The organism is Caenispirillum salinarum (genome assembly GCF_044803115.1).
Lineage (GTDB): Bacteria > Pseudomonadota > Alphaproteobacteria > Rhodospirillales > Rhodospirillaceae > Caenispirillum > Caenispirillum salinarum_A.
This window is the reverse complement of record NZ_CP085224.1, coordinates 1,476,378-1,501,292: the sequence shown is the minus strand read 5'-3', so window position 1 is coordinate 1,501,292 and position 24,915 is coordinate 1,476,378. Positions and strand designations below refer to the sequence as shown.

At 67.0% G+C, this 24,915-nt stretch carries 22 protein-coding genes, 1 pseudogene and 1 riboswitch; of the genes and pseudogenes, 16 read left to right on the top strand and 7 right to left on the bottom strand.

Features of this window, described 5'->3' with window-relative positions:
• Positions 1-78 precede the first annotated feature (78 nt).
• Positions 79-1,110 carry a histone deacetylase family protein gene (locus LG334_RS06820; protein WP_404384547.1) on the bottom strand — a complete coding sequence of 344 codons (1,032 nt, stop codon included), beginning with the start codon at positions 1,108-1,110 and terminating at the stop codon, positions 79-81.
• Positions 1,111-1,467: 357 nt separating this feature from the next.
• On the opposite strand from LG334_RS06820, the pseudogene LG334_RS06815 reads away from it, so the two are divergent.
• The 5 genes and pseudogenes from LG334_RS06815 to LG334_RS06795 all read left to right on the top strand — a co-directional run.
• A pseudogene (locus LG334_RS06815) lies at positions 1,468-2,016 on the top strand (cupin domain-containing protein); the annotation flags it as partial.
• Between the two features lie 83 nt (positions 2,017-2,099).
• Positions 2,100-3,599, top strand: coding sequence for an aldehyde dehydrogenase (locus tag LG334_RS06810; protein WP_404384545.1), 1,500 nt, complete (start codon positions 2,100-2,102; stop codon positions 3,597-3,599).
• 256 nt (positions 3,600-3,855) lie between these two features.
• Positions 3,856-4,872 carry an agmatine/peptidylarginine deiminase gene (locus LG334_RS06805; RefSeq protein WP_404384543.1) on the top strand — a complete coding sequence of 339 codons (1,017 nt, stop codon included), beginning with the start codon at positions 3,856-3,858 and terminating at the stop codon, positions 4,870-4,872.
• Between the two features lie 58 nt (positions 4,873-4,930).
• A complete protein-coding gene (gene aguB / locus LG334_RS06800; RefSeq protein ID WP_404384541.1) occupies positions 4,931-5,806 on the top strand; it encodes an N-carbamoylputrescine amidase in 876 nt (291 codons plus the stop codon).
• 82 nt (positions 5,807-5,888) lie between these two features.
• A complete protein-coding gene (locus tag LG334_RS06795) occupies positions 5,889-7,061 on the top strand; it encodes a GSU2403 family nucleotidyltransferase fold protein (RefSeq protein ID WP_404384539.1) in 1,173 nt (390 codons plus the stop codon).
• 7 nt (positions 7,062-7,068) lie between these two features.
• On the opposite strand, the gene LG334_RS06790 is transcribed toward LG334_RS06795, so the two are convergent.
• From LG334_RS06790 to LG334_RS06775, 4 genes are all read right to left on the bottom strand, one after another.
• Positions 7,069-7,632, bottom strand: a complete 564-nt coding sequence (locus LG334_RS06790; RefSeq protein ID WP_404386317.1) for a TMEM165/GDT1 family protein — start codon at positions 7,630-7,632, stop codon at positions 7,069-7,071.
• A 96-nt stretch (positions 7,633-7,728) separates the two neighbouring features.
• Positions 7,729-7,845, bottom strand: a riboswitch (yybP-ykoY riboswitch).
• A gap of 254 nt (positions 7,846-8,099) precedes the next feature.
• The gene (locus LG334_RS06785; protein ID WP_404384537.1) at positions 8,100-8,894 is read right to left on the bottom strand and encodes an ABC transporter ATP-binding protein; all 795 of its coding nucleotides are present in this window, start codon (positions 8,892-8,894) and stop codon (positions 8,100-8,102) included.
• Complete coding sequence (locus tag LG334_RS06780) at positions 8,891-9,802, bottom strand: ABC transporter permease (RefSeq protein ID WP_404384535.1); 912 nt, start codon at positions 9,800-9,802, stop codon at positions 8,891-8,893. The genes LG334_RS06785 and LG334_RS06780 overlap by 4 nt, the downstream gene beginning before the upstream one ends.
• Before the next feature lie 69 nt (positions 9,803-9,871).
• Positions 9,872-10,858, bottom strand: a complete 987-nt coding sequence (locus LG334_RS06775) for an ABC transporter substrate-binding protein (protein WP_404384533.1) — start codon at positions 10,856-10,858, stop codon at positions 9,872-9,874.
• 446 nt (positions 10,859-11,304) lie between these two features.
• Between LG334_RS06775 and LG334_RS06770 the strand changes: the two genes are divergently transcribed.
• From LG334_RS06770 to LG334_RS06755, 4 genes are all read left to right on the top strand, one after another.
• The gene (locus LG334_RS06770) at positions 11,305-12,405 is read left to right on the top strand and encodes an ABC transporter ATP-binding protein (RefSeq protein ID WP_404384531.1); all 1,101 of its coding nucleotides are present in this window, start codon (positions 11,305-11,307) and stop codon (positions 12,403-12,405) included.
• Positions 12,406-12,528: 123 nt separating this feature from the next.
• On the top strand, positions 12,529-13,584 hold the full coding sequence (locus LG334_RS06765; protein WP_404384529.1) for an ABC transporter substrate-binding protein: 1,056 nt from the start codon (positions 12,529-12,531) through the stop codon (positions 13,582-13,584).
• 96 nt (positions 13,585-13,680) lie between these two features.
• Positions 13,681-14,970 carry an ABC transporter permease gene (locus tag LG334_RS06760; RefSeq protein ID WP_404384527.1) on the top strand — a complete coding sequence of 430 codons (1,290 nt, stop codon included), beginning with the start codon at positions 13,681-13,683 and terminating at the stop codon, positions 14,968-14,970.
• 22 nt (positions 14,971-14,992) lie between these two features.
• Positions 14,993-15,820 carry an ABC transporter permease gene (locus tag LG334_RS06755; protein ID WP_404384525.1) on the top strand — a complete coding sequence of 276 codons (828 nt, stop codon included), beginning with the start codon at positions 14,993-14,995 and terminating at the stop codon, positions 15,818-15,820.
• 196 nt (positions 15,821-16,016) lie between these two features.
• On the opposite strand, the gene LG334_RS06750 is transcribed toward LG334_RS06755, so the two are convergent.
• Positions 16,017-17,402, bottom strand: coding sequence for a glutamine synthetase family protein (locus LG334_RS06750; protein ID WP_404384523.1), 1,386 nt, complete (start codon positions 17,400-17,402; stop codon positions 16,017-16,019).
• 188 nt (positions 17,403-17,590) lie between these two features.
• On the opposite strand from LG334_RS06750, the gene LG334_RS06745 reads away from it, so the two are divergent.
• The 3 genes from LG334_RS06745 to LG334_RS06735 all read left to right on the top strand — a co-directional run bounded on the left by LG334_RS06745 (position 17,591) and on the right by LG334_RS06735 (position 18,988).
• Entirely contained in the window at positions 17,591-18,079 is a 489-nt protein-coding gene (locus LG334_RS06745) for a hypothetical protein (protein WP_404384521.1), read from the top strand.
• Between the two features lie 112 nt (positions 18,080-18,191).
• Positions 18,192-18,419, top strand: coding sequence for a hypothetical protein (locus tag LG334_RS06740; protein WP_404384519.1), 228 nt, complete (start codon positions 18,192-18,194; stop codon positions 18,417-18,419).
• A gap of 122 nt (positions 18,420-18,541) precedes the next feature.
• Positions 18,542-18,988, top strand: coding sequence for a hypothetical protein (locus LG334_RS06735; RefSeq protein ID WP_404384517.1), 447 nt, complete (start codon positions 18,542-18,544; stop codon positions 18,986-18,988).
• Positions 18,989-19,229: 241 nt separating this feature from the next.
• Here the strand turns inward: LG334_RS06735 and LG334_RS06730 are convergent, their stop codons facing one another.
• Entirely contained in the window at positions 19,230-20,573 is a 1,344-nt protein-coding gene (locus LG334_RS06730) for a serine hydrolase (RefSeq protein WP_404384515.1), read from the bottom strand.
• A 285-nt stretch (positions 20,574-20,858) separates the two neighbouring features.
• On the opposite strand from LG334_RS06730, the gene LG334_RS06725 reads away from it, so the two are divergent.
• The 4 genes from LG334_RS06725 to clpA all read left to right on the top strand — a co-directional run bounded on the left by LG334_RS06725 (position 20,859) and on the right by clpA (position 24,910).
• Positions 20,859-21,122, top strand: a complete 264-nt coding sequence (locus LG334_RS06725; protein ID WP_404384513.1) for a hypothetical protein — start codon at positions 20,859-20,861, stop codon at positions 21,120-21,122.
• 2 nt (positions 21,123-21,124) lie between these two features.
• Positions 21,125-21,970, top strand: coding sequence for a phasin family protein (locus tag LG334_RS06720; RefSeq protein WP_404384511.1), 846 nt, complete (start codon positions 21,125-21,127; stop codon positions 21,968-21,970).
• Positions 21,971-22,276: 306 nt separating this feature from the next.
• Entirely contained in the window at positions 22,277-22,609 is a 333-nt protein-coding gene (gene clpS, locus LG334_RS06715) for an ATP-dependent Clp protease adapter ClpS (RefSeq protein ID WP_009541761.1), read from the top strand.
• A 6-nt stretch (positions 22,610-22,615) separates the two neighbouring features.
• A complete protein-coding gene (clpA, locus tag LG334_RS06710; protein WP_404384509.1) occupies positions 22,616-24,910 on the top strand; it encodes an ATP-dependent Clp protease ATP-binding subunit ClpA in 2,295 nt (764 codons plus the stop codon).
• Positions 24,911-24,915: the final 5 nt, after the last annotated feature.

Below are 24,915 nucleotides of genomic sequence, written 5' to 3'. Positions count from 1 at the left end.
ACTATGGGGACCGCGGACCATCTACGCGATGCAAACCGGCTGGGTTTCCAACTCGTTCGAATGGAAATGCGCGCGCGCTCAGGCGTCCTCGAATCCCGTCAGCACGTTGACGGCGTTCACCCCCAGGTCGTCCACCGCGTATCCGCCTTCGAGAACGAACACCGTCGGCACCTTCAGCGCCGCCAGCCGCGCGCCGACCAGCGGGTAGCGGTCCGACGACAGGGTGAACTTGCTGATGGGGTCCTGCTCGAAGGTGTCCAGGCCCAGCGACACTACCAGCACGTCCGGGCGATAGCCCTGGATGCGGCGGCAGGCTTCCTCCAGCGCGCCCGACCAGCGCTCCCAGTCCGTGCCCCAGGGCAGCGGGAAGTTGTGGTTGAAGCCCTCGCCGGCGCCCGTGCCGGTTTCGTCGGCATGGCCCAGGAAGTAGGGATACTCCACCTCCGGGTCGGCGTGCAGCGACAGGAACTGCACGTCGGCGCGGTCGTAGAAGATGGACTGGGTGCCGTTGCCGTGGTGGTAGTCCACGTCGAGCACGCTCACCCGCGCCGCCCCGTTGTCGCGCAGGGCCTGCGCCGCGATGGCGGCATTGTTGAGGAAGCAGTAGCCGCCATAGTAGTCGATGCTGGCATGATGCCCCGGCGGGCGGCAGGCGGCGAAGGCGGACTTCAGCCCGCCGGCCACCTGCTCGGCGGCGGAAAGCGCGCAGTTGGCCGAGGCCGTGGCGGCCTTCCAGGTTCCGGCGGTCAGGGGCGTGCCGGCATCCATGGCGTAATAGGCGATGCGGCCGTCGATGTCCTTGGGGATGCGGTCGTCGCGCATGCCGCGCTTGCCGAAGGTGAAGGGAATGGCGTCCCAGTCGCGGCCCTGTGCCGTCCACAGGTCCCAGCACTCGGCCAGGAAGTCCACGAAGCCGGCGTCGTGAACGCGCTTCAGGGGCTCCACGCCGAAGTCCCGCGGCGCGACGATCTCGCCCAGGTCGACGGCCTTCAGGCGGTCGAGCACGATGTCGGTGCGGCTGGGGTTCTCGAAGCAGGGGACGAGTTGCCCCTCGTTCAGTTCCGCCCGGCCATGGTGCAGGCGGCAATCCTCGGAATAGACGGTGAGCATCGGGAACCCTCGGGCTTCGGAAACAAGCCTTTAGTCCCAGCACGCCCCGCCGCGCCTGTCAAGAAAGAGGCCCCGCCGAAGCCGGCGGGGCCGAGTCTCATGATGAGGGAGTGGAAAATAGAGACCGACTAGGGGGACGCATGTTCAGTCTGTCTCTGCCTGTCCCTACGCTGGCGGCGGCGCCCCCGGATCACAAGAACCGGCGCGATGAGAAAACTTGACAATGGGGCTTCCGAAGCCCCGCCATGGGCCCTACACTTCAGGGAAAACAGGGGCGCCATGGACGCCTCATGTTCAACATTCTCAGCACGCGCCGTGATCCCATGCAGAAAGGGGCGGCGCCGGGGAGGACAGCGGATGAGCTTTGACGTGGGCGCCCGGCTCAAGGCCTTGCGCGCGCTCTACGGCCTCAGCCAGCGGGAACTGGCGAAGCGGGCCGGCGTGACCAACTCCACCATCTCGCTCATCGAGCAGAACCGCGTCAGCCCCTCGGTCGCCAGCCTGAAGAAGGTGCTGGACGGCCTGCCCATCGCGCTTGCCGAGTTCTTCACCATGGACCTGGGGCAGGAAAACAAGACCTTCTACGGCGCCGACGAGTTCGCGGCCTTCAGCTTCGGCGACACCATCGATTTCCGCATGGTCGGCGGCAGCTATGCCGACCGCAAGCTGCACATGATGCAGGAAACCTACCGCCCCGGCGGCGACACCGGCGAGCCTCTGCTGTCCTACGAGGGCGAGGAAGCCGGCATCGTCATATCCGGCACCATCGAGCTGACGGTGGGTGCGGAAAGCCGGCAGTTGTCCGCCGGCGAGGGCTACTACTTCTCCACCGCCGAGCCGCACCGTTTCCGCAACACGACCGGCGCGCCGTGCGTGCTGATTTCCGCCAGCACCACCACCACCTTCCACAAGGGCCAGGCGGCCTCCGGCCAGCCGCTGGACGCGGCCGAGGCCCCGCCCGCCATGACCAATCAGGGAGACGCAACGCCATGAGCAAGCTGCTGAGCCACGACGACTACCAGAAGCTCGCGGCCGACTTCCGCCCGCGCACGCAGCTGTTCATCGACGGCACGTTCGTGGACGCCCAGTCGGGCAAGACCTTCGACGACGTCAGCCCGCGCGACGGCAAGGTCATCGCCCAGGTGGCGGAAGGCGACGCCGCCGACATCGACCTGGCCGTCAAGGCCGCCCGCCGCGCCTTCGAGAAGGGGTCGTGGGCCAACATGGCGCCCGCCAAGCGCAAGCGCGTGCTGCTGGCCTTCGCCGAGAAGCTGCGCGAGCACCGCAACGAACTGGCGCTGCTGGAAAGCCTGGACATGGGCAAGCCCATCCGCGATGCATTCTCCGTCGACGTCATGTCGTCGGCCAACTGCATCCAGTGGCACGCCGAAGCCATCGACAAGGTCTATGACGAGGTCGCCCCCAGCGGCCCCGACGCCCTGGGCCTGATTACCCGCGAGCCCATCGGCGTGGTGGCCGCGGTGGTGCCGTGGAACTTCCCCATGATGATGGCGGCGTGGAAGCTGGGCCCGGCGCTGGCGACCGGCAACTCGGTCATCGTCAAGCCGGCCGAGCAGTCGCCGCTGTCCATGCTGCGCGTGGCCGAACTGGCCGTGGAAGCCGGGTTGCCGGAAGGCGTGCTGAACGTGGTGCCCGGCTTCGGCCCCACCGCCGGCAAGGCGCTCGGCGTGCATCCGGACGTGGACTGCATCGCGTTCACCGGCTCGGGCGAGGTGGGCAAGCTGTTCCTCCAGTACTCCGGCCAGTCCAACATGAAGCGCGTGTGGCTGGAGGCCGGCGGCAAGACGCCGAACATCGTCATGGCCGACGTGCCCGACCTGGACAAGGCCGCCCAGCACGCCGCCATGGGCATCTTCTTCAACCAGGGCGAGGTCTGCACCGCCGCCTCGCGCCTTGTGGTGCAGGAAAGCATCCGCGAGGAGATGATCGAGAAGATCATGACCATCGGCGAGACCATGCAGCCCGGCGACCCCATCGACCCGGCGACCAAGATGGGCGCCATTGTCGACGAGGAGCAGATGAAGCGCATCCTCGGCTACATCGAGAAGGGCCAGCAGGAAGGCGCCACCCTTCGCATGGGCGGCGAGCAGGTGCGCCGCAACGAGGGCGGCTTCTACGTCGCGCCCACCGTCTTCGACGGGGTGAAGAACGACATGACCATCGCGCGCGAGGAAATTTTCGGCCCGGTGCTGTCGGTGATTTCCGTCAAGGACGAGGAAGAGGCGGTAAAGGTCGCCAACGACACGTCCTATGGCCTGGCCGCCAGCATCTGGACCCGCGACATCACCAAGGCCCACCGCATGGCGCGCGCGGTGAAGGCGGGCAGCGTGTGGGTCAACTGCTGGGACGGCGGCGACATGACCATGCCCTTCGGCGGCTTCAAGCAGTCCGGCAACGGCCGCGACAAGAGCCTGCACGCCATGGACAAGTACACCGAGATCAAGGCAACCTGGATCGACCTGACGTGACGCGGCGTTTGGTCGCCAGGATGTTTTGACGGTTGTTTAGCGAGGCCACCAAGACACGAAGAACACCAAGAGAGCAGGCTGGCGGCGCCGCATCGCCTTAAGCGGAAACGGCATCGGCGAAGGACGCGCCCTTCGGGCGCAATCAACACACTGACGCCTCGGCCCATCGCCGCAGCGTCCACCGCCCGCACATCCTCTTGGTGTCCTTTGTGTCTTCGTGGCTAACCCTCACCAGCGCCACCGGAGCCTGCAAAGAATGCAAACCCCCGCCGACCTCGGCTTTCGCATGCCCGCCGAGTGGGAACCGCACGAACGCTGCTGGATGGCCTGGCCCTGCCGGCCGGAGTCGTGGGACAACGGCCTGCCCGCCGCCTACGACGCCTACACCGCCGTCGCCCGCGCCATCCGCCGGTTCGAGCCCGTGACCATGATCGCCCGGCCCGAGGACGCCGATACCGCGCGCCAGTTGCTGGGCGACGACATCGACGTCATCGCCTGGCCGCTGGACGACAGCTGGACCCGCGACATCGGCCCCCTGTTCCTGAAAGGCCCGAACGGCGAACTGGCCGGCGTCGACTGGGGCTTCAACGCCTGGGGCCTGCTGTACGAGGGCTTCGCCGAGGACGCCAGGATCGCAGGCCGCATCCTCGACCACGTGAGCGCCCGCCGCTTCGCCGGTCCGCAAATCCTGGAGGGCGGCTCCATCCACGTCGACGGCCAGGGCACCCTTCTGACCACCGAGGAATGCCTGTTCGACCCCGAACGCAACCCCCACCTCCGCCGCGAGGATATCGAGGCCAACCTGAAGGGCTGGCTGGGGGTGGAGACGGTCATCTGGCTCGGCAACGGCCTCCAGAACGACGAGACGACGGGCCACGTGGACAACGTCGCCTGCTTCGCCGGGCCGGGCAAGGTGCTGATGGTCACGTCCGAGGACCCCGCCGACCCCGACACGGCGACGCTCAAGGACAACCGCGACCGCCTGCGCGAAGTGCGCGACGCGCAGGGCCGCCCGCTGGAAATCATCGACCTCCCGCAGGCCCCGCGCCGCAATGACGCGCGCGGGGAGCGCATGGCGTTGAGTTACGTCAACTTCTACATCGCCAACGGCGGCGTGGTGATGCCGAGCTTCGGCGTGCCCGAGGACAAGGACGCCGCCGACGTCCTCCGCCACGCCTTCCCCGACCACGTTGTGACGCAGGTCCCGGCCTTCGAGGTCGCCGTCGGCGGCGGCAACATCCACTGCATCACTCAGCAGCAGCCCAGGGCTTGACCACCCGCCCCGCCCTGCCCCATATGCGCGCGCCACACCACGCAGAGGACCAGCGCCCATGAGCACTGTCAAAGTCGCCGCCACCCAGTTCGCCTGCGCCGCGTCTCCGGAAGAGACGCTGGACAAGGCGGAGGCCATGGTGCGACGGGCCGCCGACCAGGGTGCGCAGATCATCCTGCTGCAGGAACTGTTCGAAACCCCCTACTTCTGCAAGGACCAGGACCCGCGCCACTTCGCGCTCGCCCGCACCACCGAGGACAACCCGGTGCTGGCCCGCTTCGCGGCGCTGGCGAAGGAACTGTCGGTGGTGCTGCCGTTCTCCTTCTATGAGCGCGCCGGCCAGGCCTTCTACAACAGCCTCGCGGTGCTGGATGCCGACGGCGCGAATCTCGGCGTCTACCGCAAGAGCCACATCCCCCAGGGGCCGGGGTATGAGGAGAAGTATTACTTCTCGCCGGGCGACACGGGCTTCAAGGTCTTCAAGACGGCCTATGCCACCATCGGCTGCGGCATCTGCTGGGACCAGTGGTTCCCGGAAGCCGCCCGCGCCATGGCGCTGCTGGGGGCGGAAATCCTGTTCTATCCCACCGCCATCGGCACCGAGCCCCACGACGCCACCATCGACAGCATGGGCCACTGGCAGCGCGTGATGCAGGGCCACGCGGGCGCCAACGTCATGCCGCTGGTCGCCTCCAACCGCGTCGGGCGCGAGGTGGGGACGTCCTGCGAGCTGACCTTCTACGGCTCCAGCTTCATCGCCGACCAGACCGGCGCCAAGGTCACCGAGGCCGACCGTTCCGAGGATACCGTGCTGACGGCCGAGTTCGACCTGTCCGCCATCCGCGACTACCGCGCCGCCTGGGGCCTCTTCCGCGACCGCCGGCCGGACCTGTACGGGGTGCTCGCCGGGCTGGACGGGCGGCAGGTGCGCTGAGGCGCCCGCCGCAAATCCCGAGCGCGCGTCGGCGCGCGACGACGCATTTGCGCCAAGAAGACTATGAGGGGCGCCGCCCCTCATGCTCCCCGCCAGGAGGCACGGCCTCCTGGACCTCGTGGGCTTTTCGCGCTGTTGCCTGCAAAATCAGAATTTGCAGGCAACGGAGGACGGGATGCGGGAGATCGGGCTTTCAGTTCAGACCATGTTCGCCGATCTGGTGCAGCAATGCGCCGACGCGGCGTTTGAAAGCGACTTTCCCGAAAACGGGTCCTTCTCCCGCAAGAGCCGGCGCGGGCGGGACTACTGGTACTATCAGGGATACGGCGCGTCCGGGCGCTACACCCGGTATGTCGGGCCGGCTGATGATCCCGACATCGCGGAGCGCGTGGCGCGTTTCAAGGAGCTGAAAGGCAGCTTCAGGGAACGGCGCCGCGCCGTCTCTGCCCTGAAGGCTGCCGGCCTGCCTGCGCCGGCAGCCTTCGTCGGCGACCTTCTGGAGGGCCTGACGCGGGCCGGGCTTTTTCGCCTGCGTTGCGTCCTGATCGGAACCCAGGCCTATCAGACCTATGCCGGCACGCTCGGGTTGATCCTGCCCTCGGCGCAGTTGACTACGGCCGACCTGGACATCGCCCAGTTCCACGGCGTGTCCGTGTCGGTCGAGGACACGCTGCCGCCCATCCTTGATATTCTGCACCAGATCGATCCCACCTTCAGGCCGGTTCCCGATCAGGCGCAGCCGATGCAGGCCACGTCCTTCATCAACAGCCGCCGCTACATGGTCGAGTTCCTGACGCCGGACCGGGGCAGCGACGACTTCACCGGACGCCCGGCCCCCATGCCCGCGCTCGGCGGCGCCAGCGCGCGCGCGTTGCGGTTTCTGGATTTCCTCATCCGCGACCCAATCCGAAGCGTGCTTCTCCACGGCAGCGGCATACCCGTCACGGTCCCCGCGCCCGAGCGCTACGCCGTGCACAAGCTCATCGTCGCAAGCCGCCGGCGCGCCTCGGGTGACACGGGAAAGCGGGAAAAGGACCTTGCTCAGGCGGGAACGCTGATCCAGGCCCTGGGCGCCCATCGCGGCCTCGACCTGACCGAGGCCTGGATCGAGGCGTGGCAGCGCGGACCGGCATGGCAAGAGGCACTGGTACGCGGCCGCGCAGGCTTGAACGACGGTGCCCGCGATTCCCTCGGCACCTCCGTCACGCGGGCGGCCGCCGATCTGGAAGTCCCGCCCGCCGACGTAGGGTTCTAACCACCCCTCACCACACCAGCGCCGCGAGGCCCATCACCGCGAACAGCGCCGCCGAGATGCCGCGCACAAGGCCCAGCGGGATTTTCGCCCCGGCCTTCTCGCCGATCAGCACCACCGGCACGTTCGCCAGCAGCATGCCGATCGTCGTGCCCAGGGTCACCAGCACCAGGTTCTGGAATTCGGCCGCCAGGGCCACGGTGGCGACCTGGGTCTTGTCGCCGATTTCCACGATGAAGAACGTCACCAGCGTCGCCAGGAAGGGGCCGTACTTGGACGCCTTGGGCTCGCCTTCGTCCTCGTCCAGCTTGTCGGGCACCAGCATCCAGCCGGCCATGGCGAGGAAGCCCAGGCCCAGGACCCATCTCAGCACCTCGGGGGTCAGGAATTCCGTCACGGCCACGCCCACCACCGCGGCGGCGGCATGATTGGCAAGCGTTGCGATCAGGATGCCCAGGATGATCGGCACCGGCTTGCGCCAGCGGCACGCCAGCACCAGCGCCAGAAGCTGCGTCTTGTCGCCGATCTCGGCCAGCGCCACGACACCCGTGGAGACGAGAAGTCCGTTCATGATGGTCGTCTGCGGAGCCGGGCGGCGACTTCAACCCATGACCGGACGCGCCCCCGCCCGGCTCCTCTCCCTCCAGGAACCTCGGGTGCGTCCGGTCAAAGGTCTCGCCAGGTCCACGCCGTGCGGTGAACTGTCCGCGCCATGGGACGCAGGGTCCCAAGTCTGTTGACGCGGCCCCCTCTGCGATGAAGGCGGCTACTCCCCAATGACGGGGCGGAGCATAGCGGCATCGGCAGCGGTGTCAAGGTGGCCGGCGGTTGTTTAGGGATGCCACCAAGACACAAAGAACACCAAGAGGGTGTGCTGGCGGCCATGCCCCGCGTCAGCGGTTACAGCATTGGATGATCGCGGCGAAGCCGCATTATTCTCCCGTCGCCGGCCGCTGATTCGCGTTTTCCCGGTTTCTTGGTGTACTTCGTGTCTTTGTGGCTGTCACGGCACCACCGCCGGCCACCTTGGCACCCAAATCCTCACCCAAGGATGAGGCTGTCGTCGTCCACTTCCTCGCCGCGCACCTTTTCGAACATGTGCAGCAGGTCTTCCACCTTCATGCCCCGGCGTTCCTCGCCTTCCACGTCCAGCACCACGTTGCCGGCGTGCAGCATGACCGTGCGGTGGCCGTGGTCGAGCGCCTGGCGCATGGAGTGTGTGACCATCAGCGTCGTCAGCTGCTTCTCGCCGACGATTCGGTCCGTCAGCTCCATGACGAAGGCCGCCGTCTTGGGGTCCAGCGCCGCGGTGTGCTCGTCCAGCAGCAGGATCTTCATGGGATTGAGCGTCGCCATCACCAGGCTGACCGCCTGCCGCTGGCCGCCCGAGAGCAGGCCCATCTTGTCGGTCAGGCGGTTCTCCAGCCCGAGCCCGAGGACCGAGATGCGCTCCCGGAACTCCGCCCGCAGTTCGCTGCGGACAGCGGATCGCAGGCCGCGCCGGTGGCCGCGCGCCGCCGCAAGCGCCAGGTTCTCCTCGATGGTCAGCATCTCGCAGGTGCCGGCCATGGGGTCCTGAAAGACACGGGCGCAGAGCCCGGCACGCCGGGCGGTCGGCCAGGAGGTGACCTCCTGGTTGTCGATGGTCACGCTGCCCGAATCGGGAATCAGTTCCCCGGACAGCATGTTCAGGAAAGTGGACTTGCCCGCCCCGTTCGACCCGATGACGGTGACGAACTGGCCTTCGGGGATGGTCAGCGACATCCCCTTCAGCGCGTGGTTCTCGATCGGCGTGCCGGGGTTGAAGCGGACGTGAAGGTCCTTCGCCTCGATCATTTCCGCACTCCCTCGCCGGCGGTGATCTTCTTGATGCGCAGCTTGCGGCGCATGCCGGGCAGCGTCATGGCGGCCACCACCAGAACGGCGGTAATCAGCTTCAGGTCCTGGGCCTGGAGGCCGATGAAGTCGGCGTTCAGCGCCAGCGACACGAACAGGCGGTAGATGATGGAGCCGACCACGCAGGCGATGGTCGCCAGGATGATGGTCCGCGTGCTCATCACCGCCTCGCCCAGGATCACGGCGGCCAGGCCGATGACGATGACGCCCACACCCATGGTGATGTCCGCCCCGCCCTGAAGCTGGGCGAACAGCGCGCCGGCAAAGGCCACGAGGCCATTGGACAGCGCGATGCCCATCAGCGTCATGCGGCCGGTGTTGATGCCCTGGGCGCGCGCCATGCGCTGGTTGGCCCCGGTCGCGCGCATGGCCAGCCCCACCTCCGACAGCAGGAAGCGGTCGAGCGCGATCTTTGCCAGGATCACGACGACCAGCAGCACCAGCGGATTCATCCAGTAGAACGGCAGCCCCAGGCCCTCGAACGGCGTGAACACCGTGTCCTCGCCCAGAAGCGCGATGTTGGGCCGGCCCATGACGCGCAGGTTGATCGAGAACAGCGCGATCATGGTCAGGATGGACGCCAGCAGGTGGAGGATCTTCAGCTTCACGTTCAGCCAGGCCGTCACCAGCCCGGCGGCGCATCCGGCGAAGAAGGCCAGCAGCGTGCCGAGATAGGGATTCCAGCCCGCCACGATGCAGGTGGCGGCAACGCCGGCGCCCAGCGGCAGCGAGCCGTCGACGGTCAGGTCGGGGAAGTTGAGGATGCGGAACGAGATGAAGACGCCCAGCGCCACCAGCCCGAACAGAAGGCCGATTTCGACGGCGCCGAGAAATGCGATGAGCGACACGGGGGCTGTTCCCAAACAACGGCGGGGCCGCCCGGCGGGCGGCCCCGTCTTTCATTTCACATCAAGAGGTTACTCGACGACCGTCTCTGCCCGGTCCATTACCGCCTGCGGCAGGGTGATGCCCATGCGCTCGGCGGCGGCGGGATTGACGGCCAGCCGCATGGTGTCGACGCCCTCCACCGGCAGCTCGCCGGGCTTCTGGCCCTTGAGCACCGAGGCGACCATGGCGCCGGTCTGGCGGCCGACGTCGTAGTAGTCGAAGCCGGCGGCCGCGACGGCACCGCGCTCGACGCTGGAAGTGTCGCCGGCGAAGACCGGAATGTCGGCTTCCTCGCCCACCTTCACCACGGCCTCGATGGCCGAGATCACGGTGTTGTCGGTGGGAATGTAGATGGCATCCGCCTTGCCCACCAGCGAGCGCGAGGCCTGCAGCACGTCGCCCGAGGTCGGGGCCGAGGCCACGACGATCTCCAGGCCCAGGTCCGGCGCGGCGGCCTTCGCGGCATCCACCAGCACCACCGCGTTGGCCTCGCCGGGGTTGTGGACGACGCCGATGGTCTTGGCCGAGGGCACGATCTCCTGGATCAGGGCCAGGTGCTTGCCCACGGGCGTCATGTCGGAGACGCCGGAGACCATCTCCTTGGGCTCGCCGGGCGCGTCCACCAGCTTGGCCTGCACCGGGTCGGTGACGGCGGAGAAGATCACCGGAATGCGCGAACGCGCGGCGGCCACGGCGGCCTGGGCGCTGGGGGTGGCGATGGCGACGATCACGTCGGGCGCGTCGCCGACGAACTTCTTGGCGATCTGCCCGGCGATGCCGACATCGCCCTGGGCGGACTGGAACTCCACCTCCAGGTTCTCGCCTTCCTTGAAGCCGCGCTCTGCCAGTTCGTCCACCACGCCGTCGCGCACGGCATCGAGGGCCGGATGCTCGACGATGGAGGTGATCTTGACGGACTTGGTGTCGTCGGCGGCCAGCGCGGCCGGGCCGGACAGGGCGGTCATGCCGGCCAACGCAACGGCGGCGGCGGCGAAGCGCAAGGGTTTCAGGATCACCTTCCCGTTCCTCCGGTTCTTCTGGGGGAATTGTATGACAACCTGTTGAAGACGCACGATGCGCGGAAACCACCCGCCCGTCAAGCGCACGCGCCCGCGCGGGCGTGTCGACCGTCGCCCGGCCGCGAACGGCCCGCCGGGACTCGCCGCCAAGCGGGGAAGCGGCGCATCCGGCGGGTGGGCCGCCGGCCGTCTAAAATATTAAGCCCCGGCCATGAATAAGGCAGCGACTGCCTCTCATGCGGGCCGTACCTGCCCTCGTTTTGAGCAATTACAGGCTACCTGGGGGCGCTGGGACAAAATTTGCGCAAAAAAGGGGATTGTCGAAAAATTTAAACGTTGCCATGCTGACGGTGCATGGACGGGCTGCGACCGGCGGGCAACCGGTCGCGATTGGGGCAACGGCACAGAGGCTTCAACCACGGACAAGAGACGGACGGCACAACATGGCAGGCACCCAGGCCCCGCTGGTGGCTTTCGAAGGCGTCCAGAAAACCTACGACGGTGAGACGATCGTCGTAAAGGACCTCAACCTGGACATCGAGAAGGGGGAGTTCCTCACCATGCTCGGCCCGTCGGGCTCGGGCAAGACCACGTCGCTCATGATGCTGGCGGGATTCGAGAACCCGACCCACGGCGATATCCGCCTGGGCGGGCGCAGCCTGAAGGACACGCCGCCGCACAAGCGCGACATCGGCATGGTCTTCCAGAACTACGCCCTGTTCCCGCACATGACCGTGGAGGAGAACGTCGCCTTCCCGCTGAAGGTGCGCAAGGCGTCGAAATCCGAACAGGTCGACCGCGCCCGCAAGGCGCTGGACATGGTCCAACTGGGCGGCTTGGGCAAGCGCCGCCCCGGCCAGCTTTCGGGCGGCCAGCAGCAGCGCGTGGCCCTGGCCCGCGCGCTGGTGTTCGAGCCCCAGATCGTGCTCATGGACGAGCCGCTGGGCGCGCTGGACAAGCAGCTGCGCGAGCACATGCAGCTGGAAATCAAGCACATCCACGAAAGCCTGGGCGTGACGGTTGTCTATGTCACCCACGACCAGTCCGAAGCGCTGACCATGTCGGACCGCATCGCGGTGTTCAACGACGGCATCATTCAGCAGCTCGACAGCCCCTCGGGCCTTTATGAAAGCCCGCAGAACAGCTTCGTCGCGCACTTCATCGGCGAGAACAACATCCTCAACGGCACGGTGGAAAGCATCGACGGCGGCGAATGCGCCGTGCGGCTGGAGAACGGCGAGCGGATCATCGCCCAGGCGGTCAACGTCGACGGCCCGGGCAGCCGAACGAGCCTCTCGTTCCGCCCCGAACGGGTGGAGATCGAGGCCGTCGAGGACCACCACGACAACGCGCTCAAGGCGCGCGTGGCGGAAACCATCTACATGGGCGACCACGTGCGCATCCGCATGAACGTCGCCGGCAACGACGACTTCATGGTGAAGATGCGGTTCCGCTCCAGCCGCCGCCCGCCGGCGCCCGGAGAGGAAATGTACGTCAGCTTCGCCCCCAAGGACTGCCTCGCCCTCGATCCGGTGGCCGCCTGAGCACCGGACGCGGGACCGCCGCCAAACGCCGCCGGAGAACCGGGTCGGGACCCGGCCCGTGCGGCGGCGGCGGCGGCGGACGCAGATAAACAACCCAAGCCTTTCATGACAGGGAGAGCATAGATGAAGAGCATTGCGACCAAGGCGATCATCGCCACCGCCGTGGCCGGCACCATCGCCGCCACCGCCGGCGCCGCCAACGCGCGCGACCTGACCGTCGTGTCCTGGGGCGGCGCCTACCAGGAGGCCCAGAACGAGGTCTACTTCAATCCGTTCCGCGAGCAGACCGGCATCTCCATGATCGACGAATCGTGGGATGGCGGCATCGGCGTTCTGCGCGCCAAGGTCCAGGGCGGCGCGGCCACCTGGGACATCGTGCAGGTGGAAAGCGAGGAGCTGGAGCTGGGCTGCGAGGAAGGCATCTACGAGATCCTCGACTGGGACAAGATCGGCGGCAAGGACCGCTACATCGACGCGGCCGTGCATGACTGCGGCGTCGGCGCCATCGTGTACGACTTCGTGATCGGCTACGACAAGGACAAGCTGGACGACGCGCCGGACGGCTGGGCGGACTTCTTCGACACCGAGAAGTACCCCGGCAAGCGCGCCCTGCGCCAGGGCCCGAAGACCACCCTGGAAGCCGCGCTGATGGCCGACGGCGTCGCGCCGGAAAAGGTCTACGAGGTGCTGGCCACCGACGAGGGCATCGACCGCGCCTTCGAGAAGCTGGACGAAATCCGCGACGACCTGATCTTCTGGAAGGCCGGCGCCCAGCCGCCGCAGCTGCTGGCCTCGGGCGAGGTGGTGATGACGTCGGTCTACAACGGCCGCATCGACGCCGCCAACCGCGAGGACGACCGCAACTTCGGCATCGTCTGGAACGGTGCGCTCTACACGCTCGACAGCTGGGTCATGCTGGCCGGCACGCCGAACAAGGAAGAGGCCTACAAGTTCCTCGACTTTGTCGGCGAGGCGGAGCAGCAGAAGGAATTCCCGATGGCCATCGCCTACGGCGTGACCAACAAGGATGCCATCGACGCCATCCCCGAGGAGCGCGCCAAGGACCTGCCGACCACCAAGGAGAACATCGAGAACGCGGTCCGCATCTCCGACATGTTCTGGCTGGAGAACATCGACCGCCTGACCGAGCGCTTCAACAAGTGGGCGGCCACCAACTAAGCCGCGCATTCGGTTGATGCCAAGCAGGACGGGGCGGCGGCCTCCCACCATGCCGCCGCCCCGCTCCACCCCTTCCCGACCCGGACGAAGAGCGCCATGCCCTCCGACCTCGCCCTTTCGCAAGCGGCCCGTCCGCAGCAGCCGCAGGCCGACCGCGCCGCCGAGCGTGCCGAACGCGCGCAACTGAAAAGCCGCCTGCGCCGCGCCGAGCGCATGAAGCAGCTCAAGGCTTTCGGCCTGATCGCGCCGCTGTTGCTGTTCCTCATCATCACCTTCGTGGTGCCCATCGCCGACATGATGCTGCGCAGCGTCCACGACCCCGACCTGTCGGAGGTCTGGCCGCGCACCACCGCCGCCATCGAGCAGTGGGAGGACCGCACCCAGCTTCCCGGCGAGCCGGTGTACGCCGCCATCGCCCAGGACATGAAGGACAGCCGGGCCAACCGCACCATCGCCCAGGCCGCGCGCCGGCTGAACTACGACATCAACGGCGCCCGCACGCTTGTCATGGGCACCGCGCGCCGGCTGCCGGACACGACCGACAGTTGGAAGTCGGCGATGATCGACATCGACGAGACCTGGGGCGAGATCGAAACCTTCGGTGCCATCGCGCGCGCCTCCGGCCCGTTCACGTCGTTCTACCTGCTCAACGCCGTCGACCTGGAAAGGACCGCCACCGGAGAAATCGTCAAGGCGCCCGAGAAGGAAGCCGTCTACATCGACATCTTCACGCGCACCTTCGTGATCTCCATGACGGTCACGCTGATCTGCGCGCTGCTGGGTTTCCCCGTCGCCTACCTGCTGGCAAACCTGCCGCCCAGGATTGCCAACGTCATGATGATCCTGGTGCTGCTGCCCTTCTGGACCAGCCTTCTGGTGCGCACGGCCGCCTGGGTGGTGCTGTTGCAGGAACAGGGGCTGGTGAACGACGCACTGATCTTTACGGGCATCCTGGATGAGCCCGTGCGGATGATCTACAACCGCATCGGCGTCTACATCGCCATGGTTCACATCCTGCTGCCGTTCATGATCCTGCCGCTGTATTCGGTGATGAAGGGCATCAAGCCGGTGTACATGAAGGCCGCGACGTCCCTGGGCGCGCCGCCGACGACGGCCTTCCTGCGCGTCTACCTGCCGCAGACGATCCCCGGCCTGTCGGCCGGCGGGCTGCTGGTGTTCATCATCTCCATCGGCTACTACATCACGCCCGCGCTGGTGGGCGGGGCGGCCGACCAGATGATCTCCTACTTCATCGCCTTCTACACGTCCGACACGGTGAACTGGGGCATGGCCTCGGCGCTGGGCGCGGTGCTGCTGGTCGCCACCATGATCCTGTACGGCATCTACAATCGCCTCATCGGCGCCGACAAGATGCGCCTCGGCTGATCGCGGGAAAGGAGAGACGACAATGGCAAACACCCATTCCCGCACCACCTCGGAAAAGCTGTGGACGACCATCCTGTGGACGTCGTCGGTGCTGGTGCTGTTCTTCCTGATGGCGCCGATCATCGCCATCATGCCGCTCAGCTTCAACGGCGGGCAGTTCCTGACCTATCCGCTACAAGGATTCTCCTTCCAGTGGTACCAGGAGTTCTTCAACTCCGAGCAGTGGATGCGGTCTCTGAAGAACAGCTTCATCGTCGGCATCGCGGCGACCATGCTGGCGACGACGCTGGGCACGTTGGCCTCGCTCGGCCTGGTGCGCGCGACGTTCCGGGGCAAGGCGATCATCATGGGCATCCTGCTCTCGCCCATGATCGTGCCGCTGGTCATCACCGCCGTCGGGTTCTATTTCTTCTTTGCGCCGCTGGGGCTGACGGCCAGCTACACGGGCATGATCCTGGCCCACACCGCGCTGGCGACGCCCTTCGTGGTGATCACGGTCAGCGCGACGCTTCAGGGCTTCGACATGAACCTGGCGCGCGCCGGGGCGTCGCTGGGCGCCTCGCCGACGCGGGTGTTCTTTACGATCATCCTGCCACTGATCGCGCCGGGCCTGGCCTCGGGCGCCCTGTTCGCCTTCGCCACCAGCTTCGACGAGGTGGTCGTCGTGCTGTTCGTCGCGGGGCCGGAGCAACGCACCCTGCCGCGCGAGATGTTCTCGGGCATCCGTGAGAACATCAGCCCGACCATCACGGCGGTCGCGACCATCCTGACGGTGCTGTCGGTGTTCCTGCTGTCCACCCTGGAAGCCCTGCGCCGCCGGGGAGAGCGCCTGCGGGGCGTGAAGGGCTGAAGCTTCGCAGAAAGACGAGCATGAGGAAGGGGCGGTTCCGGGAGGAGCCGCCCCTTTTTCATTTATGGCAACTGCTGCCGAGTGGATGCCAGCCTCCGCTGGCATGACGGGGTTTTCAGGGTGCTCGTGGCGGGCCTTCCCTGTCGCCCCGGCGAGCGCTGAGGCCCACGCACAGCGGCACCCACCCCGTCAATCATCACACGTTCAGCAGCAGATACTCCCGCTCCCACGACGAGATCACGTCCTGGTAGGCGTCCCACTCGGCCTCCTTCACCGCGGCATAGCAGCGGCAGAAGTTCTCGCCCAGCACGTCCTGCAATTTCCGCGCGTGGGCGAAGCGGTCGATGGCTTCGGGCATGTGGCGCGGCAGGGCGTGGGCCTTGGTGTAGCCCGAGCCCTTGATGGGCTTGGTGGGCTCGATCTGCTCCATCATGCCCAGGTAGCCGCAGGCAAGCGAGGCCGCCATGGCAAGGTAGGGGTTGGCGTCCGCGCCCGACAGGCGGTTTTCCACGCGCATGGCTTCCGGCTGGCAGAAGGGCACGCGCAGGCCGACCGTGCGGTTGTCTCGGCCCCAGTGCATGTTGATGGGCGCGTTGTAGTCACGCACCAGCCGGCGGAAGCTGTTCACGTTGGGCGCCAGCATCAGCATGGCCTGCGGCAAGTACTTCTGAAGCCCGCCGATGTGCCAGCGGAACAGGTCGGTCTCGGTGCCGTCGTCGGTGGAGAAAAGGTTCTTGCCCGTCTCCATGTCGATAATCGACTGGTGCATGTGCATGGCGCTGCCCGGCTGGCCCTCCAGCGGCTTGGCCATGAAGGTGGCGTAGACGTCGTGGCGCAGCGCCGCCTGGTGCACCGTGCGCTTGAAGACGAACACCTGGTCGGCCAGCGACAGCGCCTCGCCGTGGTTGAAATTGATCTCCATCTGCGCCGCCCCGCCCTCGTGGTGCAGGGTGTCGACGTCCAGCTCCTGGACGTCGCAGTAGTCGTAGACGTCCTCGAACAGCGGGTCGAACTCGTTCACCGCATCGATGCCGTAGGCCTGGCGCCCGATTTCCGGCCGGCCCGAGCGGCCGATGGGCGGCTCCAGCGGGTAGTCCGGGTCGGCGTTGACCTTGACCAGGAAGAACTCCAGCTCCGGCGCGATCACCGGCTTCCAGCCCTTTTCCTCGTAGCGGGCCAGAACGCGCTTGAGCACGTGGCGCGGCGAGATGTCTACCGGGCTGCCGTCGCGGCGGATGCAGTCGTTGATGACCTGCGCCGTGGGCTCCTCGTACCAGGGCACCATGCGCAGGGTCTCGGGGTCGGGGCGCAGGTAGATGTCGCCGTCGACCTCGTCGATGATGTCTTCCTCGGGATATTCGCCGGTGACCGTCTGGATGAAGACGCTTTCCGGCAGCCGCAGGCCCCGATCCGTCAGGCCGGAGAGAAACTTGTGGGCCGGCAGGATCTTGCCGCGCGGAATGCCGGACATGTCCGGGACCAGGCACTCCACCTCGGTGATCCCGCGCGAGCGGATCCACTCCGTCAGGTACTCGACCGCGTTCTCCGGCGCGTGCTGGGGCTTCGATGCGTCATTTGGCATGTGACTCACGCAGTTGGTTACGGATGGGCCACTATAGCGCCCTTCACCGCCTGCGCGACAGGGGGCACCTCTGCGGCACCGCACAACGGGGAAGGACGCTTGCACCGCGACCCCGGTCTGAGGGAAAGTGCCAACCAAAGGCGGGGGAGATTCGCCTTTCGCGGGATTGGCACAAGGCAGGCATTGTCATGGATGTTGGTTCGGTCACGGGCATGACCGTCATCGTCGCCCTTCTGGGTGTTCTGGTGGTGGGGCTGCTCACCTACATGTCGGCCCTGGTGCGTCGCGCCTACGAACTGAAGGTGGAACTGCACAACGAGATCGAGCGCGGCCTGAAGCGCATCGACGAGGACCTGGACGCCAAGAACCGGCGCCTGAAACGCGAGGTGCAGGACGACATCGCCAAAAGCAAGGACGCCATCCGCCAGGACAACGAGCGCCGACACGAAGAGACCATCGGCCTCGTCGACGGCACCCTGGACGCCTTCCGCGAACAACTCCAGACGACAACGACCGAACAGAACAGGGTGATCGACGAACTGCGGGCGCGCCACGCCACGCTGAAGCGCGAGATCACTCACGTCAACGCGGCGCTCCAGAAGGCCGGCGTTGCACCCGCGCCCTCCCCCTCCACCTCTCCCGCCGAGGCCGCGGGACGCCCCTCCGGAGCCACTTGATTCAGTCCTGAAAGGTTGTCAGGGGCGCAGAAACCACCCATACTCGGGGTTATCAAGAGGGAACCAACGGATACCTCCCGCGAACCGCGAAAATCGGCACGGAGGCGTCGGAATGACCAAATCCCCCAATGGCACGCCGCTCGGCTTTGCCAACCCCGGCTCGGCGGAAGACAAGGGCCCGCCGGCCAAGGTGCCCACGCCCAAGGTCTATGACTTTACCGGCGAGCAGAAACCAGTCATCCCCGACGAGGACCGCCCGCACCTCAAGAAGGGTGGCGGCGACGGCCATGGCAGCCTGCCGACACCGCCGGTCTACGACTTCAACAAGAGGCAGGCCTGATACCTCCCTCTCCTTTCGGGGGACGGCGGCGATCGTCTGTGGTAGAACGTGACGTCCGGCAGTTTCCGCCAGGAAGGCCGGGCCCTATCGCCACAGGTGCAGTTGTCGCGTGGAAGGTCCCGATGAAGCTTCGCATGTCGCCCCGGATCAGCGTTCTGACTCTTGCCGCCGCCGCGTCGGTGGCCCTGGCGCTTGGCGCCGCCGCCACCGCCCAGCCGGTCGCCGCGCAAGGTGCCGCCAAGGGGGCCATCGGCACGTCCAAGGTCATCAAGTCCATGCCGCCGGCCGTCACCACCAAGGCCTGGACGGTGCGCGAGTTCGCCGACGCGCAGGTGGGATCAGTGTTCGAGGATGCCGAAACCGGCAAGCTGTTCACCATCGTCTCGGTCCAGGGCGAGAGCGTGACCTTCGTCATCAGCCAGGGCGACGAGCAGGAGATTTTCGCCCTGCCCCTGATCTGGGCCGGCACGCAGAAGACCGGCGAGGGCTTCCGCACCGGCGACAGCTATGGAATCCTGCTGGAAGACGGGCGGCTGCAGATGTACGTTCGCGCCATGAAGGGCAAGTAAGCCCTGCTCCAGGGGGCGGGACGACCGCCCTCCTCGCCTCCGTCATGACCACCGACACACCCGGCCGCCTCCGTTGGGACGGCCACGCCATCCATGCGGCGCCTCCCCCTGGGCGGCGCGGGCGCGGGCGCGGCAGCAGCGGCGACAGCAGACCAGACCGCGGTCCGCCTGCGCCAGAAATTCAGGCGATCGTCAAGATGCCAACCCGCGCAACGTGTGCCGCGCCGCCGGCACTGGCGGGTCAGTTTCCGGCCAGCGCCGCCGGGCGGGAGACGCGCGCCATGTCCTGCTCGGGCGGGACCACGATGCAGGCCATGCGGTTGACCCGCAGGAAGTTGCAAGCCTCGCGGGCCTCGCCTTCGTCCATGCCCATGACGCGGGCGCGGTAGATGGTGTCGCCCGTGTCCTTGGTGGTGGCGATCTTGGGATGGCTGCCCTCGATGGAGGGGCGCAGCCGCTCCGCCGCTTCCGAGGCCTTCGTCTGGGCCGAGCCGTAGCGGCTGAAGGCGCCGACCTGCACGCCCCACTGGCCCACCGTCGGGTCGCCCGTCTGCGCCGGATCGGCGGACCCCTGGGCTTCCGGCGGAATGGCGGCGGCGGAGGCCAGGGCCGTCGGCTGGGTCACCAGCGGCTTGGGCGCGGGCATGGCCGAGGCCAGGGCGACCGCCTGCGTGGTCTCAGCCGTGCCCGGCACGGCCTGGGCCGGCTTGGGCTCGGGCAGAGGCGCGCTCAGGGCGGCGATGGTCTTGGGGTGCAGCTTGACGCTGCCGTCAGCCAGCAGGATCGGCTTGCGGCCCGGCGGCGGGACCACCACCGGGTCCAGGCGATTGGCCAGCATGAAGCCTTCGTCCAGCAGATCGATCATGTGGTTGTCGCGCCAGCGCGACGTCTTGCCGCCGAACACCACGCCCACGATCCGGCGCCCATTGCGCACCGCCGAGGCCGCCAGGTTGAAGCCCGAGGCCCGGATGTAGCCGGTCTTCAGGCCGTCGGCACCGCCGTAGCGGGTCAGGACGTGGTTGTGGGTCGTCAGCGTGCGGCCCTTCCAGGTGACCTGGGTGGTCGCGAAGTACGGGTAGTACTGGGGAAAGTCGCGCATCAGCGCGCGCGCCAGGGTCGCCATGTCCTGGGCGGTGGACTTCTGACCGCTGTTGGGCAGGCCGGAGGCATTCTTGAAGGTGGTGCGCGACATGCCCAGGCTGTGCGCCTTTTCCGTCATGTCGATGGCGAACTTCCATTCCGAGCCGGAAATGGCCTCGCCGACAACGGTTGCGACGTCGTTGGCGGACTTGACCACAAGCACCTTGATGGCGGTTTCCACCGGAATGCTCTCGCCGACCTTCAGCCCCAGCTTGGAGGGCGGCATGCCCGCGGCACGCTCGGACACCGGCAGGCGGGTCTTGAGCGTCATCTTGCCGCGCTCGATCTGGTCGAACAGCATGTACAGCGTCATCATCTTGGTCAGCGATGCCGGGTACAGCTTCTGGTTCGCATTCCGCGAATACAGAACAGCGCCCGTCTCGGCGTCGACCACGATGGACGCATAGCGCGCCACGGCGTCCGCCGAGCCCGCGACAATGGTCATGCAAAAGATCAGCGCGACCGCCAGTGCCCTCATGCCTTCCCCCGGCTCTCGTTCTCTGCAACGCATCCCGGCGTTGGGTCTGCTACTCTGGCATACCCCGGTTAACCAAGAGTTTCCGCGGCACGACTCGATGATCAGCATAAACAGCCACCGAGTCGCTGTAAACCAAAGTGTGAAAAATCAACAGGATTCATCCCTATGCGTATGACTTGTCGGTGACGGGGCGGGCACCGGCGGGCTGCGCCCCCTGCCCCCGGCAAGCACCGCACGATGGGCGGACAGGCCGTGCTGCGCCGCACCATTTTTCCGTTTGACCGGTGGGAATTCCCGGCGCATAGTTCTGATGTTGCATTGCACAAAATCGGCCGCAAGGGAACGGCCGACCTGTTCGTGCGCCTTTCGCCGGAAGTTCGGCCCCTCGACGGCCGACGGTCCGGCGCCCTCGGGCGGCGCGGGCAGGGCCTGTGCGGCGCGACAACCAGTTTCTTCGGCACCGGCGCGCGGATCGATCGCCGGGTGCCCTTCTCCGCGACCCAGGGAGCCCGATGACCATGACCACCGCCAAGACCACTCCGGCCAAGACCACTCCGGCCAAGACCGCCACCGCCGCCAAGGCCCCGGCCCGCAAGCCGGCCGCCAAGGCCGCCGCCGCCAGCGACCCGAAGGCGAAGGCGGACGCTCCGGCTCCGGCGCCGGCTCCGGCACCCAAGGCCGCCGCCGAGCCCGCCAAGGCGCCGGCGCAAACCGCCAAGGTCGCCGACAAGCCGGCCGGCGCACCCGCCCCCAAGGCCGCCCCGACCGAAAAGGCGCCGGAGCCGCCGAAGGCGCCCGCGGCCACGCAGGCGACCGAGGCCGCCAGCAAGCAGGCGCAGGAAACCGCCAAGGTGCTGGACGACGCCGTGGCCGTCGGCAAGAAGACCGTGGAAAACGTGGTCAAGGCCGGCACCGACACCGCCGCCAAGTCGTATGAAAAGGCCGTGGCCGTCAGCCGCACCCGCGTCGACGAGGCCGCCAAGACCACTGACGCTGCCATCAAGTCCTACGAGGACAACGTGTCCTTCCTGAAGGGCAACGTGGATGCGGCGCTGGCGTCGGGCACCACCGTCGTCAACGGCATGCGCGACCTGACCAAGGTGATGCTCGCCCACGTTCACGAGCAGCTCGAGACCAACCTGGCCTACGGCAAGGCGGCGCTGGGCTGCCGCTCCGTCCATGAATTGATGGAGCTGAACCAGAAGACGCTGCAGTCCTCGGTCGAGGGCCTGGCGCAGACCTCCGGCAAGATGTCGGAGATGTCCGCCAAGACCGCCGAAGAGGCCGTCGCGCCGCTGACCGAGCGCGTCACCGTCGCCATGGACCGCATGGCGCAGGCGCAGGCGCAGCCGGCGGCCCGCTGATCAGGCGGGGGAACACCACTGGCGGATGGAAGGGCCCGGCGCGGCCCGCTTCATCGGCCTGTCGAAACGGGGGTGCTCCGGCGGCTGCGGCTGCTGCGGCACCCCCTTTTTCGTGGCCCCTTTTCATGGGTTGATCCCGACGGACGGGCCCCGGCGCGCGACAATGAGAATTTCGCGCTGCCACTGGCTGGCGGATTCGCGCGTACCTATATCAGCATCGGGTCTCCAACAGCGACCTTTGCCACCGCGCCCGCCCGTCCTATGATAATGGACAGACAGTGACAGTATCGGAGTGACGGACGCCACATGAGCGACCACGATCATGAACCGGACCGGCCGGGCGGGCCCAACACCAACGTTGTCATCAAGACCCGCCCGAAGACGAAAAAGCCGTCCATGTACAAGGTCTTGATGCTGAATGACGACTACACCCCCATGGAGTTCGTCGTTCACGTGCTTGAACGGTTCTTCGGCAAGAACCGGGAAGAGGCGACGCGGATCATGCTGCATGTGCACCAACGGGGTGTGGGTGTCTGCGGCGTTTTCACCTACGAGGTGGCGGAGACGAAGGTGACCCAGGTGATGGATCTGGCGCGTCAGCACCAGCATCCACTGCAGTGCACCGTGGAAAAGGAATAGCCGCCCATGCTTTCGGCCAACCTGGAACAGACTCTACACAAGGCCCTGGCGCTGGCTGCCCAAAACCGGCACGAGTATGCCACGCTGGAGCATCTGCTCTTGGCGCTCGCCGACGACGCCGATGCGGTCGCCGTCATGCGCGCCTGCACCGTCGACGTCGATCGCCTGAAACGCGACGTGTCGGCCTTCGTGGAAAAGGAACTGTCCGGGTTGGTGACCGCGCGGGAGACCGACCCGAAGCCGACCGCCGGCTTCCAGCGGGTGGTCCAAAGGGCCGCCATCCACGTTCAAAGTTCCGGTCGCGAGGAGGTGACGGGCGCCAACGTGCTCGTGGCCCTCTTCAGCGAACGGGAAAGCCACGCCGTCTACTTCCTGCAGAGCCAGGACATGAGCCGGCTGGATGCCGTCAACTACATCAGTCACGGTATCGCGAAGCGCCCCGGCTCGACCCAGTCGCGCCCCGTTTCCGGTGCCGAGGACGATGCACATGCGGAGGCGGTGGTGAAAAAGGGACGTGAAGCGCTCGACACCTACTGCGTCGACCTCAACAAGAAATCCGCCGACGGGAAGATCGACCCGCTCATCGGCCGCGATCTCGAGGTTGAACGCACCATCCAGATCCTTTGCCGGCGCACCAAGAACAACCCGCTGTACGTGGGCGATCCGGGCGTCGGCAAGACCGCCATCGCCGAAGGCCTTGCCAAGCGCATCGTCGAGGGCGAGGTTCCCGACGTTCTGAAGGACGCCACCATCTTCGCGCTCGACATGGGCTCGCTGCTGGCCGGCACCCGCTACCGCGGCGACTTCGAGGAACGCCTGAAGGCCGTCGTCTCCGAACTGGAGGCGCTGGACGGCGCCGTCCTGTTCATCGACGAGATCCACACCGTCATCGGCGCCGGTGCGACCTCGGGCGGCAGCATGGACGCCTCCAACCTGCTCAAGCCCGCGCTGGCCCAGGGCACGCTGCGCTGCATCGGGTCGACCACCTACAAGGAATTCCGCAACCACTTCGAGAAGGACCGCGCGCTGGTCCGGCGCTTCCAGAAGATCGACGTTCCGGAGCCTTCGGTGGAGGATTCGGTCAAGATCCTGCGCGGCCTGAAGCCGTACTACGAGAAGCACCACGGCGTGAAGTACACGGTGGAAGCCATCCGCTCGGCGGTTGAGCTTTCGTCCAAGTACATCCACGACCGCAAGCTGCCCGACAAGGCCATCGACGTCATCGACGAGGTGGGCGCGGCCCGCAACCTGGTGCCCGAGACCAAGCGCAAGAAGACCGTCACGGTCAAGGACGTGGAGGACATCGTCGCGAAGATCGCGCGCATCCCGCCCAAGTCCGTCAGCCGCGACGACCAGGAGGCCCTGCGCAGCCTGGAGCGCGACCTCAAGACCATGGTCTTCGGCCAGGACAATGCCATCGACATGCTGGCCAGTTCCATCAAGCTGGCGCGTGCCGGCCTGCGGGAGCCTGACAAGCCCATCGGCAACTACCTGTTCTCCGGCCCCACCGGCGTCGGCAAGACGGAAGTGGCCCGCCAGCTCTCGCGCTCGCTGGGGATCGAGCTTCTGCGCTTCGACATGTCGGAGTACATGGAGCGCCACTCGGTCAGCCGCCTGATCGGCGCGCCGCCGGGCTACGTCGGCTTCGACCAGGGCGGCCTGCTGACCGACGGCGTCGACCAGAACCCGCACTGCGTGCTGCTGCTGGACGAGATCGAGAAGGCCCACCCGGACCTCTTCAACATCCTCCTGCAGGTCATGGACCACGGCAAGCTGACGGATCACAACGGCAAGACCATCGACTTCCGCAACGTGATCCTCATCATGACCACCAACGCCGGCGCGTCGGAGATGGCGAAGCCCGCCATCGGCTTCGGCCGCGAGGCCCGGCAGGGCGAGGACACCGAGGCGATCGAACGCATGTTCAGCCCCGAGTTCCGCAACCGCCTGGACGCCGTGATCCCGTTCGCCAACCTGCAGACCGAAGTGGTTTCCAAGGTCGTCGACAAGTTCATCATGGAGCTGGAGGCCCAGTTGGCCGACCGCGACGTGCAGATCGAACTCACCGACGAGGCGCGCAAGTGGCTCGCCACCCGCGGCTACGACACGGCCATGGGCGCCCGCCCGCTGAGCCGCGTCATCCAGGAGCACATCAAGCGCCCCCTGGCCGAGGAACTGCTGTTCGGCAAGCTGACGCTCGGCGGTGTGGTCAAGGTGCGCATCGAGGACGACAAGCCCGTCTTCGACATCACCGAGCCGCCTCCGACCTCGCGCAAGAAGGAAGAGGAAACGGTGGACTGACGTCC

Bases quoted from the DNA above. Each gene is read 5' to 3' on its own strand.
- LG334_RS06750 (WP_404384523.1), bottom strand. From the start codon at position 17,402: ATGCCAAATGACGCATCGAAGCCCCAGCACGCGCCGGAGAACGCGGTC.
- LG334_RS06810 (WP_404384545.1), top strand. From the start codon at position 2,100: ATGAGCAAGCTGCTGAGCCACGACGACTACCAGAAGCTCGCGGCCGAC.
- LG334_RS06770 (WP_404384531.1), top strand. From the start codon at position 11,305: ATGGCAGGCACCCAGGCCCCGCTGGTGGCTTTCGAAGGCGTCCAGAAA.
- LG334_RS06820 (WP_404384547.1), bottom strand. From the start codon at position 1,110: ATGCTCACCGTCTATTCCGAGGATTGCCGCCTGCACCATGGCCGGGCG.
- LG334_RS06720 (WP_404384511.1), top strand. From the start codon at position 21,125: ATGACCACCGCCAAGACCACTCCGGCCAAGACCACTCCGGCCAAGACC.
- clpS (WP_009541761.1), top strand. From the start codon at position 22,277: ATGAGCGACCACGATCATGAACCGGACCGGCCGGGCGGGCCCAACACC.
- LG334_RS06805 (WP_404384543.1), top strand. From the start codon at position 3,856: ATGCAAACCCCCGCCGACCTCGGCTTTCGCATGCCCGCCGAGTGGGAA.
- LG334_RS06765 (WP_404384529.1), top strand. From the start codon at position 12,529: ATGAAGAGCATTGCGACCAAGGCGATCATCGCCACCGCCGTGGCCGGC.
- LG334_RS06740 (WP_404384519.1), top strand. From the start codon at position 18,192: ATGACCAAATCCCCCAATGGCACGCCGCTCGGCTTTGCCAACCCCGGC.
- clpA (WP_404384509.1), top strand. From the start codon at position 22,616: ATGCTTTCGGCCAACCTGGAACAGACTCTACACAAGGCCCTGGCGCTG.
- LG334_RS06745 (WP_404384521.1), top strand. From the start codon at position 17,591: ATGGATGTTGGTTCGGTCACGGGCATGACCGTCATCGTCGCCCTTCTG.
- LG334_RS06785 (WP_404384537.1), bottom strand. From the start codon at position 8,894: ATGATCGAGGCGAAGGACCTTCACGTCCGCTTCAACCCCGGCACGCCG.
- LG334_RS06730 (WP_404384515.1), bottom strand. From the start codon at position 20,573: ATGACCATTGTCGCGGGCTCGGCGGACGCCGTGGCGCGCTATGCGTCC.
- LG334_RS06795 (WP_404384539.1), top strand. From the start codon at position 5,889: ATGCTCCCCGCCAGGAGGCACGGCCTCCTGGACCTCGTGGGCTTTTCG.
- aguB (WP_404384541.1), top strand. From the start codon at position 4,931: ATGAGCACTGTCAAAGTCGCCGCCACCCAGTTCGCCTGCGCCGCGTCT.
- LG334_RS06755 (WP_404384525.1), top strand. From the start codon at position 14,993: ATGGCAAACACCCATTCCCGCACCACCTCGGAAAAGCTGTGGACGACC.
- LG334_RS06735 (WP_404384517.1), top strand. From the start codon at position 18,542: ATGAAGCTTCGCATGTCGCCCCGGATCAGCGTTCTGACTCTTGCCGCC.
- LG334_RS06760 (WP_404384527.1), top strand. From the start codon at position 13,681: ATGCCCTCCGACCTCGCCCTTTCGCAAGCGGCCCGTCCGCAGCAGCCG.